Annotated in this window: 11 protein-coding genes; 9 read left to right on the top strand and 2 right to left on the bottom strand. The window is 70.6% G+C overall.

Going from position 1 to position 10,152, the window contains the following annotated elements; genetic code table 11:
* Positions 1 to 383 precede the first annotated feature (383 nt).
* The 8 genes from NRP21_RS27560 (at position 384) to NRP21_RS27595 (ending at position 6,306) form a co-directional block, all read left to right on the top strand.
* Positions 384 to 1,364 (top strand): Bug family tripartite tricarboxylate transporter substrate binding protein, encoded by a 981-nt coding sequence (locus NRP21_RS27560; RefSeq protein WP_257719458.1) that lies wholly within the window; start codon positions 384 to 386, stop codon positions 1,362 to 1,364.
* Between the two features lie 188 nt (positions 1,365 to 1,552).
* A complete protein-coding gene (locus NRP21_RS27565; RefSeq protein WP_257719459.1) occupies positions 1,553 to 1,846 on the top strand; it encodes a YciI family protein in 294 nt (97 codons plus the stop codon).
* Between the two features lie 26 nt (positions 1,847 to 1,872).
* Positions 1,873 to 2,268, top strand: coding sequence for an EVE domain-containing protein (locus NRP21_RS27570; RefSeq protein WP_257719471.1), 396 nt, complete (start codon positions 1,873 to 1,875; stop codon positions 2,266 to 2,268).
* The gene (locus tag NRP21_RS27575) at positions 2,265 to 2,612 is read left to right on the top strand and encodes a Rieske (2Fe-2S) protein (protein WP_257719460.1); all 348 of its coding nucleotides are present in this window, start codon (positions 2,265 to 2,267) and stop codon (positions 2,610 to 2,612) included. The genes NRP21_RS27570 and NRP21_RS27575 overlap by 4 nt, the downstream gene beginning before the upstream one ends.
* A 114-nt stretch (positions 2,613 to 2,726) precedes the next feature.
* Entirely contained in the window at positions 2,727 to 3,023 is a 297-nt protein-coding gene (locus NRP21_RS27580) for a hypothetical protein (RefSeq protein ID WP_257719461.1), read from the top strand.
* Between the two features lie 144 nt (positions 3,024 to 3,167).
* Positions 3,168 to 5,105, top strand: coding sequence for an acetate--CoA ligase (acs, locus tag NRP21_RS27585; protein WP_257719462.1), 1,938 nt, complete (start codon positions 3,168 to 3,170; stop codon positions 5,103 to 5,105).
* Positions 5,102 to 5,596 carry a hypothetical protein gene (locus NRP21_RS27590; protein WP_257719463.1) on the top strand — a complete coding sequence of 165 codons (495 nt, stop codon included), beginning with the start codon at positions 5,102 to 5,104 and terminating at the stop codon, positions 5,594 to 5,596. Before acs ends, NRP21_RS27590 begins: the two co-directional genes overlap by 4 nt.
* Positions 5,593 to 6,306, top strand: a complete 714-nt coding sequence (locus NRP21_RS27595; protein WP_257719464.1) for an isochorismatase family protein — start codon at positions 5,593 to 5,595, stop codon at positions 6,304 to 6,306. Before NRP21_RS27590 ends, NRP21_RS27595 begins: the two co-directional genes overlap by 4 nt.
* A gap of 257 nt (positions 6,307 to 6,563) precedes the next feature.
* On the opposite strand, the gene NRP21_RS27600 is transcribed toward NRP21_RS27595, so the two are convergent.
* Both NRP21_RS27600 and hemE read right to left on the bottom strand, forming a co-directional pair.
* Positions 6,564 to 7,544 carry a Tim44 domain-containing protein gene (locus NRP21_RS27600; protein WP_257719465.1) on the bottom strand — a complete coding sequence of 327 codons (981 nt, stop codon included), beginning with the start codon at positions 7,542 to 7,544 and terminating at the stop codon, positions 6,564 to 6,566.
* A 76-nt stretch (positions 7,545 to 7,620) separates the two neighbouring features.
* Positions 7,621 to 8,682, bottom strand: a complete 1,062-nt coding sequence (gene hemE / locus NRP21_RS27605; RefSeq protein ID WP_257719466.1) for a uroporphyrinogen decarboxylase — start codon at positions 8,680 to 8,682, stop codon at positions 7,621 to 7,623.
* Positions 8,683 to 9,011: 329 nt separating this feature from the next.
* Between hemE and NRP21_RS27610 the strand changes: the two genes are divergently transcribed.
* Positions 9,012 to 9,893, top strand: coding sequence for a pyruvate, water dikinase regulatory protein (locus NRP21_RS27610; protein WP_257719467.1), 882 nt, complete (start codon positions 9,012 to 9,014; stop codon positions 9,891 to 9,893).
* Positions 9,894 to 10,152 lie beyond the last annotated feature (259 nt).

The following is a 10,152-nucleotide window of genomic DNA, read 5'->3' on the forward strand; positions in this document are numbered from 1 at the left end:
ACCGCGTCCTGGGGTGGCGGTCTGTCCCGGGGAGAGAAAGAAGGAATTCTTCCTCTCCCCGGACCCCTCACCATCATCTTTTTCTATCGGCTGGTTTGGGCTTCGCTGGCGGTGCGCCTCGGCTCGTGGAGCCGAGGCGACTGCAAGGGCAGGATGAGGCACCGGGCATCAGCGCCACGCCGCAAGTCAGTCCCTGCGGCAGCCCGATGCCGGTCCAGGGTTGGACCTATAGGTCCAACCAGCCTCCTGGCTCGGGACAAACACGTCGTGTTTGCCCGGGGATCCAAGGAGCGGAGCCCCTTGGGGCCACCAGGAACCGGGCCTTGGGATTTTCGCGCTCCGCTTGTTAGCCTGCGCGCAATGAGCCCTGGAGGAGTACGACCATGAACCGCCGCGCCCTGCTTTGCCTATTGCCCGCCCCTGCCTTCCTGTCCGCGACACGCGCCGCCCGGGCACAGGCCGCGGATGAGTGGCCGGCCCGCGCCGTGACCATCATCGTTCCCTTTGCGCCCGGCAGTTCCTCCGACATCGTGGCGCGCGCCATGTCCGGCCCGATGTCCCAGGCCATCGGCAAGCCCGTGGTGGTGGAGAACCGGCCCGGCGCCACCGGCGAGCTGGGCGCCCGCGCCGTGATTCGCAGCACGGCAGATGGCCATACGCTGATGCACGCGCCGATCAGCACCTGGGCCATCAACGTCGCGCTGCGCCCGAACCTCGGCTACGATCCGGTGAAGCAGCTGGCGGGCCTCAGCCAGACCGTGCGCACGCCGAACGTGCTCGTCGTGAACCCCGCCCAGGTGCCCGCGAACGACCTTCCCTCCCTCGTTGCCTGGCTGAAGGCCAACCGCGCCTCTTACTCCACCTCCGGCGTCGGCTCCTCGGACCACCTGACGATGGAGATGTTCAAGCAGCTGACCGGTACGGACATCGCGCATGTTCCCTATTCCGGCGGCGCGCCGGCCACCACGGACCTGATCGCGGGTAACGTCCAGCTCTCCTTCCAGAACCTCGGCTCGATCGCGCCCCAAATCTCGGACGGGCGGGTGAAGCCGATCCTCATCACCGCGGAGACCCGTCACCGCCTGCTGCCGAACCTGCCCACGGGGGTGGAGGCCGGGCTGCGGGAGCTCGTCGTCTATTCCTGGCAGGCGCTGGGCGGCCCGGCCGGCCTTCCGCCCGCGCTCGGGCAGCGCATCCAGGCCCAGGCCGCGGCCGCCCTCCGCTCGCCCGAGGTGACGCGCCGGATGGACGAGATCGGGTTCGAGGTGGTGGCCAGCACCCCGGCCGAGTTCGTGGCCTTCCAGGGCGGCGAGATCGCGCGCTGGAAGCGCGTGGTGGAAGCGGGGAACATCACGCCCGCCTGAGGCCTGCGGCGCCGCCCGCCGGTCATCGCATCCGCGGCGGCCGGATCGCGGGGCCCGCGGTGGCCGTTGCCGCCCTGGGGGAGGGTTTCAGGGCGGCGACCCGCACCGCCCGCCGCGAGGTTGCGAACCTAGCCCGGCGGCGCTTCCATGCGCCCCGCGCCGGAATCGACCGGCGAAGGGGGAACGCTGTGCTCTTTGCCATCGTCAGCTACGACAAGCCGGACGCGTTGGAGCGCCGCCTGGCCGCGCGGCCGAAGCACCTGGTGTGGCTGGACGCGGCGGGGCCATCCCTGCGCTATGTCGGGCCGCTGCTGGACGAGGGGGGCAAGCAGCGCGGCAGCATCGTCGTGACGGAGCAGCCGGACCTGGAGGCGGCGAGGGCCTTCGCGAAGGCCGATCCCTTCTGGGAGGCCGACGTCTTCGGCAGCCAGACGGTGCATGAGTTCCGGGAGGTCTTCCGCGACGGGGCGCGCGTGGCGTGACGGCCTCCCCGTCAGCATCCTATTGGCTGGTGAAGAGCGAGCCGGACGCCTTCTCCTGGGATCAGCAGGTGGCGAACGGGGTGGAGCCCTGGACGGGGGTTCGCAACGCGCAGGCGGCGGCGAACCTCCGGGCGATGAGGAGGGGCGACCTGGCCTTCTTCTATCACTCCAACATCGGCAAGGAGGTCGTGGGTGTCGTCGAGGTGGCGCGGGAGGCCTATCCCGATCCCACGGACGAGACAGGCCGCTGGATCTGCGTGGACATGCGCACGGCAAGGCCCGTGCCGAGGCCGGTGACGCTGGCCGCGATGAAGGCCGAGCCGCGGCTGGATGGGCTGGCGCTGATCCGCCAATCCCGGCTGTCCGTCGTGCCGGTCTCGGCGGAGCACTGGGCGGTGATCTCCTCCATGGCGGGGCTTTGACGGGGGATCGCATCCTCTGCCGGCTGGACGAGATCCCGGACGGCGCGGCGCGCGGGTTTCCTCCCGCGCGCGGGGGCTTCGTCGGGCTGGTTGCGGTGCGCCGCGGCGTGGCGGTGCACGTCTACGTCAATTCCTGCCCGCATCTCGGCATCCCGCTGGAGAGCCTGCCGGACCGCTTCCTGGATGGCGCGGGCCGGCACCTCGTCTGCACCGCGCACGGCGCGCGCTTTCGGGTGGAGGACGGGTTCTGCGTCTCCGGCCCCTGCGCGGGCGACGCGCTTGAGGCGGTGCCGGCGCGCATCGAGGACGGGGTGGTGATCGTGCCGGCAGAGGCGGGTCTGTAACAGGCCGGTACGGTCTGCCGCGCCGATGCCGCAATCGTGCCGCCGCCCTGCACGATTTACTGCGTTCACTCTCTGCGAAAGACCTTCGAAGGTCTGAAGGAAGAGGAGGCCATCATGCGAGACACCTACGCGCGCATCGTCTCATGGGGGCGCAGGGCCCTTGTCGCCGCGGCGCTCTTGGGCGCACCCGCCCTGGCCGCTGCCCCGGCGGCGCAGGCGCAGCCCGTGGCCGCCGTGGTGATGGGCAGCGGCCCCGCGGCCGAGCTGGTGCCCGTGCAGTATTACGGCCCGCCGCGCGGCTACTATCGCCACCACCACCGGCACTGGCGCCGCCCGCCGCCCCCGCCGCGCTACTACCGGCACCATCACCATCACCATCGCCACTACGGCCCGCCGCGCCACTGGCGCTGAGGGGCGGCGAAGGAAGCAGGGGGTCGGGCGGATGCGCCCGGCCCCTTCTCTTTTGGACTGGACGAGGACGCGCGCCTTGACGCGCCACGGCCGGGGGCCACCATGGTCCGGGAAGGCCAGACCAAGGCCGCCGAGAGGACCGCCATGACCGACCAGACACTGATTGCCGTGAAGCCGGAGATCGCGGCTGGCAGCCACGCCGATGCGGAGCGCCGGGCCGCCATGGTGGCCGAGGCCGCGAAGGATCCGGAGGGTTTCTGGACCCGCGAGATGAACCGCCTGGCCTGGATGCGCGCGCCGACGAAGATCAAGGACACGAGCTTCGAGGGCGACGTCTCCATCAAGTGGTTCGAGGACGGCGTCCTCAACCTCACGGAATCCTGCCTGGACCGGCACGTGGAGGGCGGGCGCGGCGATGCCGTGGCGATCATCTGGGAAGGCGACGATCCGAAGAGCGACGCGCACATCACCTACCGCCAGCTGCTGGAGCGGGTGTGCCGGCTGGCCAACGCGATGAAGTCGCTCGGCGTGCGGCGCGGCGACCGGGTGTCGATCTACCTGCCGATGATCGTGGAATCCGCGGTGGCCATGCTGGCCTGCGCGCGCATCGGCGCCGTGCACTCCGTGATCTTCGGCGGCTTCTCCCCGGACAGCCTGTCGAGCCGCATCCAGGACTGCGAGAGCACGCTGCTCATCACCGCCGATGAGGGCCGCCGGGGCGGGCGCACCGTGCCGCTGAAGGCGAACGCGGACGAGGCACTGAAGTCCTGCCCGACGATCAAGAACGTCATCGTGGCGAAGAACACCGGCGGCGGCGTCGCGATGGAGGATGGCCGCGACCACGACTGGGCCACGCTCTGCGACGCGCAATCCGCCGAGTGCGCGCCGGAGCCGATGGGGGCGGAGGACCCGCTCTTCATCCTCTACACCTCCGGCTCTACCGGGAAGCCGAAGGGCGTGCTGCACACCACGGGCGGCTACGGCGTCTGGGCCGCCTTCACGCACGAGCTGGTCTTCGACTACCGCCCGGGCGAGGTGTACTGGTGCACGGCCGATGTGGGCTGGGTGACCGGCCACACCTACATCGTCTACGGCCCGCTCGCGAACGGCGCGACGACGCTGATGTTCGAGGGCGTGCCGAACTGGCCGGATTCCAGCCGCTTCTGGAACGTGATCGACAAGCACAAGGTGAACATCTTCTACACCGCGCCAACCGCCATCCGCGCGCTGATGCGGGAAGGCGAGGCGCCGGTGAAGAAGTCCTCCCGCAAGTCGCTCCGCATCCTCGGCAGCGTGGGCGAGCCGATCAATCCGGAGGCCTGGCTCTGGTACTACCGCGTGGTCGGCGACGAGCGCTGCCCGATCGTGGACACCTGGTGGCAGACGGAGACGGGCGGCATCCTGATCTCCCCCTTGCCCGGTTCCGTGGCGCAGAAGCCGGGATCCGCGACGCTTCCCCTGCCGGGCGTCTTCCCCGCGCTGGTGGACAATGACGGGGCGATCCTGGAGGGCGCGACGGAGGGCAACCTCGTCATCACCGACAGCTGGCCTGGCCAGATGCGCACCGTGTTCCGCGACCACGAGCGCTTCGTGCAGACCTACTTCTCCACCTTCCCCGGCAAGTACTTCACCGGCGACGGCGCGCGGCGGGACGAGGACGGCTACTGGTGGATCACCGGCCGCGTGGACGACGTGCTGAACGTCTCCGGCCACCGCATGGGCACGGCCGAGATCGAGAGCGCGCTGGTGGCGCACCCGAAGGTGGCGGAGGCCGCCGTGGTCGGCATGCCGCACGAGATCAAGGGCCAGGGCATCTACGCCTATGTCACGCTGAAGGTGGACGAGGAGCCGACCGAGGCGCTGCGGAAGGAGCTGGTGGCCTGGGTGCGCAAGGAGATCGGCCCCATCGCCAGCCCGGACGCGATTCAATGGGCGCCGGGCCTGCCGAAAACGCGGTCGGGCAAGATCATGCGCCGCATCCTCCGCAAGATCGCGGCGAACGAGACGGACAGCCTTGGCGACACCTCCACCCTCGCGGACCCGACCGTGGTGCAGGACCTGATCGGGAACCGCGTGGGGTGAGGGCGCTCGGGCCCGCGCTGGCGCTTCTGCTGCTCGCGGGCCCTCTGCCCGCCACGGCGGCAGAGGCGGCGCGGGCCATGCGCGGCCCCTGCGAGGACGGATCCTGCACCTGGTTCCGCGAACTCTCCCGCAGCGTGGCCGGCGCCAGCGCGCGGGGGACGCTGCTGCGCCTTCAGATCCGCTGGTGGATGGGCAAAGACCGCGAAGGATCGGGCGAGGAGGAGGGGCGACAGGAGATCCTCTACGTCCTCTGCTCCGGCAGCCGGCCCGCCCTGGTCGGGCGCGAGGGACGGCGCTGGCGGGAGCGGCCGCTGGACCCGGGCGAGCCCGCCGCGGCGGACCGCGCCGCCGCCATCGCCTATGGCTGGATCTGTCACGGCATCCTTCCCGATGCCCGCTCCGGCCCGGCGCTTGCAGACCTCTATCGCAGCCGGCCCGCCACGCCGCGCAATGGCCGGCTCCTGCAACGCCCCGAGGACGTTCTCCGATGACCGACCGTACCCCCCAGGAACTCCCCCGCGTCCCCGGCGACCTTCTCCTGCCCGCCGAGCCCGAGGCCTTCCCGATCCTGCCCGCCCGCACCGCGCTGATCGTGGTGGACATGCAGAACGCCTACGCCTCCAGTGAAGGCTACCTGGACAAGGCGGGCTTCGACCTCTCCGGGGCGCAGTCCGTCATCGGCAAGGTGACGCAGGTGGTGGCCGCCGCCCGCCTGCTTGGTATCCAGGTCGTCTGGTTTCAGAACGGCTGGGATCCCGAGGGCATCGAGGCCGGCGGCCCCGGATCGCCGAACCACTGGAAGTCCAACGCCCTGCGCCTGATGCGGGAGAGGCCGGAACTGGCCGGCACGCTCCTGGCCAAGGGCACATGGGACTACGCGCTGGTGCCGCAGATGCAGCGCGCCCCGGAGGACATCCTCATCCAGAAGCCCCGCTACGGCGGCTTCAACGGCACCCAGCTGGAAATGATGCTGCGCGCCCGCGGCATCCGCGACATCCTCTTCTGCGGCGTGGCCACGAATGTCTGCGTGGAAAGCACCCTGCGCGAGGCCTTCCACCACGAGTTCTGGCCGGTGCTGGTGGAGGACGCCTGCTGGCAAGGCGGGCCGCGCTTCGTGCACGACGCGACGGTCTTCAACGTGAAGACCTTCTTTGGGTGGGTGACGAACACAGCGGCTCTGACGGAGCTTGCTGGGGCGTAGTGCTTGTGGCCCCAAGGGGCTCCGCCCCTTGGATCCCCGCCAGGAGGCTGAGCCTCCTGGACCTGCATCGGGCTGCCGCGGGGACTGACTTGCGGCGTAGCGCTGACGCCAGGAGCCCCATCCTGCCCTTGCAGTCGCCTCGGCTCCACGAGCCGAGGCGCACCGTCAGCGAGGCTCAGGCCAGCTGATAGAAAAAGATGATGGTGAGGGGTCCGGGGAGAGGAAGAATTACTTCTTCCTCTCCCCGGGACAGACCGTCAGCCGACCTGCTGGATTGCCGAGAGCAGCCACGCGTCGCGCGGGCGGCGGACGAAGGTCCAGATCTCCGTCGCCGTCTGGCGGGTGTTCGGGTCGCCTTCCACCACCTGCCCGGAAGCGTCGCGGGTCACGTCGATCATGCTGAAGCGCATCGCCACTGTGGCATATTCCATCCCGTCCTCGGCCCAGGCCTCGGAGAGGTCGCCCGATTCCAGCCGCACGTCGCGCGTCTCGTTGTGCCAGCCACGGGCGGCCAGGTCGCGCAGGTCGCCCTCGAAGTAGCGCACCATCTCCGGCGTCGCGATGCGGGAGAGAGCGCCGGTGTCGCGGGCCGACCAAGCCTGGTTGATGCGGATCAGGCTGTTCTCGAAGGCGGCGAAGTCCGTCTCCGTGATCTGCAGCGCGCGGGTGGCGGTGCGCGCGCCGGCGCCGCGGCCCATGGCGTTGCCGTCATCCATGGTGCGGGCATAGGCGCCATTGGGGGCGCCGTTGGGCGTGGCGCCCGCCATGGCCGGGGACGTGCTGCGGTTCCGCAGGGCCCGCAGCACGAACCAGATGATGCCGGCGATCAGGGCGAGCTGGAGCAGGAAGCCCAGGAAACCGGCGCCGCCGGACATGCCGCCGAAGGCGCCGTGGCCGAAGATCATCCCGGCCAGGCCGGCGCCGAGCAGGCCGCCCATGAGGCCGGACATGAAGCCGCCGCCGAACATCCCGCCCCGGTTGGGGGTGGTGTAGCTCGGCGAGGGGCGCGGCTGGGCGTAGCCTGGCGCAGGCGTGTTGGTGCCCGGGCGCGGCGTTTCCGTGCGGTTGAAGGGGTTTGCCGTGCCGGGCGCGGTGCGCGTGCTCGGCGGCGGGCTGTAGCTGCGGCTGCCCCGGCTGCCCGAGGAGAAGCCGCCGCCCGGCCGGGCTTCCGCGATGGAGGGGCCGATCGCGAGGGCCAGGACGGCGAAGGCAGCCAGGAGACGGGCGCGGGGGCGCATGGACGGGTTGCTCCCGAGAGGGTTTCTCACAGCCATGTAATATAGCGCGCGCCGCGCCGGTTTCAGTAGGGGGCGGCTATCCCTCCTTCACTTGCCGGACGAGTTCGGCGACGTGGTCGATCGGCGTGTCCGGCGTGATGCCGTGGCCGAGGTTGAAGACGAAGGGCCGGCCCTTCATCGCGGCCAGGATGGCGGCCGTGGCCTCCCGCATTCCCGGCCCGCCCTGGACGAGCAGGCGGGAGTCCAGGTTGCCCTGCAGGGTCACCGTCCCGGGCAGGCTGGAGGCGGCCCAGGCAGGGTCCACGGTCTCGTCCAGGCCCATCGCGTTCACCCCCGCCCTGGCGGCGTAGGAGGGCAGGCCAGGGCCGGCCAGGCGGGGGAAGCCGATCAGGGGGTAGTCCGGACCCAGCCGTGCCCTCAGGCGGGCCGTGAGCACTGCGGTGGGGGCCAGGACCCAGCGGTCGAAGAGTTCCGGCGGCAGCAGGCCGGCCCAGGAGTCGAAGAGCATCAGCGCCTCTGCCCCGGCTTCCGCCTGGGCGAGGAGATAGGCTTCCGAGGCTTCCAGCAGGGCGTCATAGAGGTCGGCCAGGAAATCCGGCCTTTCCTCGGCCGCGCGGCGCGCCTCAGGGAAGCCGTTCCCGCCGCGGCCGTCGATCATGTAGCAGGCGGTCGTCCAGGGGGCGCCGGCAAAGCCGATCAGAGCGGTGCCGGGGTGGTCCCTCTCCAGCCCGGCGCGGATCCGGGCGACCGTCTCCATGATCGGCGAGGCGCTCCGGGCGGCCTCCCCCGGGCGCAGGGCCGCCAGCGCGGCCGCGTCCCGCACGGGGCCCAGGATCGGCCCCACCCCTTCGGCGCCGCCCTTCCCGTAGCGCAGCGCCTGCCCCATGGCCCAGGGCAGCATCGGCAGGTCGGTGAAGAGGATGGCCGCATCCAGTCCGGGGAAGCGGCGCAGCGGCTGGAAGGTCACCTCCGCCGAGAGCTCGGGGTTCAGGCAGAGCTCGAGGAAGCCGCCCGCCCTCTCCTTCGTGGCACGGTACTCCGGCAGGTACCGCCCGGCCTGGCGCATCAGCCAGATCGGTGGCGGCCAGACAGGATCGCCGGCCAGGGCGCGGAGGAACGGCTTGTCCACGGGGTCCATGGCGCCCCTTTCACTCTAATTGGATTCTTTAAGAAAGACTGAGGTGGTTTGTAGGGGGTGTGAGTCCTGTGGACGCATCCGCCGGCGCATTTCATCCCGAGGGTTTTCCACAGGCAAGAAGGCGCCGGGACTCGCTGACTCGGGCCGAGTCGGTGACTCGCTCCCGATGAGTCACCAAGGGGGCGGGGGATTCCATCCCGGGTGGCGTGAGTCGTGACTCGCCCTCCCCATGACTCAGCGGCATCCCGAGTGGGCCGGATTCATCCCCAGGACTCACCCCAGCGCCCCGAGTCCTCCCCAGCCCTTTCGCACTGGGCTAGGGTCGGCCGATGCCGCGCACCACCAACCTCCACCTCGTCTCGGACAGCACGGGGGAGACGCTGAACTCCATGGCGCGCGCGACCCTGGCGCGCTTTGAGGAGCCGCACGTCATCCAGCACCGCTGGTTTCTCGTCCGCTCCCGCTTCCAGCTGGAGCAGGTGCTGGAGGGCATCCAGGCGGAGCCCGGCCCCGTCCTCTTCACCATGGCGGACAAGTCGCTGCGCCACTCGCTGGAGGAATTCTGTGCCCGCCTGGGCGTCACCAGCCTCTCCGTCCTCGACCAGACGCTGGATCTCCTCCAGGGCGCGATCGGCGAGGCGGCGAAGGAGAAGCGCGCCGCCCAGCACGTGCTGGACGCCGACTACTTCCGCCGCATCGACGCCATGCACTACGTGCTGGCCCATGACGACGGGCAGGGCACGGCCGGCATCGCGGAGGCCGATGTCTGCCTCGTCGGCGTCTCCCGCAGCAGCAAGACACCCACCTGCTTCTACCTGGCCAACCGCGGCATCAAGGCCGCCAACGTTCCCATCGTCCCCGGCGCCGCCCTCCCAGGCGAACTGGACGCCCCGCCCTGCCCCGTGGTCGGGCTGACCATCGACGTGAACGCCCTGCTGGAAATCCGGCGCCACCGCCTCAAGCTCATCGGCCACAGCCCGGGCGCCATCCGCCAGGAAGCGACGGACTACGTGGACCCGGAGGCCGTGAAGGCGGAAATCCTGGCCGCCCGCCGCCTCTGCACCTCGAAGGGCTGGCCGGTGATCGACGTGACCCGCCGCAGCATCGAGGAAACGGCCGCGACGGTGCTGCAGCTGATGGAAGCCTGGCACGCGCGCGGCGGCGGCCTGGCCGGACCACATGGGGCGAACCAGGGGCCGCCGGCCCGTTAGGCGTTGTCCTGCGCTGTCGGAACCAGGGGGCGCCGCCCCCTGAAACCCCCGCCAGGAGGCTGAGCCTCCTGGACCTGCATAGGGCTGCCGCGGGGACTGACTTGAGATGTGGCGCCGACAGCCGGGCCTGATCCTGCCCTTGCAGTCGCCTCGGCTCTAAGAGCCGAGGCGCACCGTCAGCGAAGCCCAGACCAGCTGATAGAAAAAGATGATGGTGAGGGGTCCGGGGAGAGGAAGAATTCCGTCTTCCGCTCCCCCG

It is taken from the genome of Roseomonas populi (genome assembly GCF_024594815.1).
Lineage (GTDB): Bacteria > Pseudomonadota > Alphaproteobacteria > Acetobacterales > Acetobacteraceae > Roseomonas > Roseomonas populi.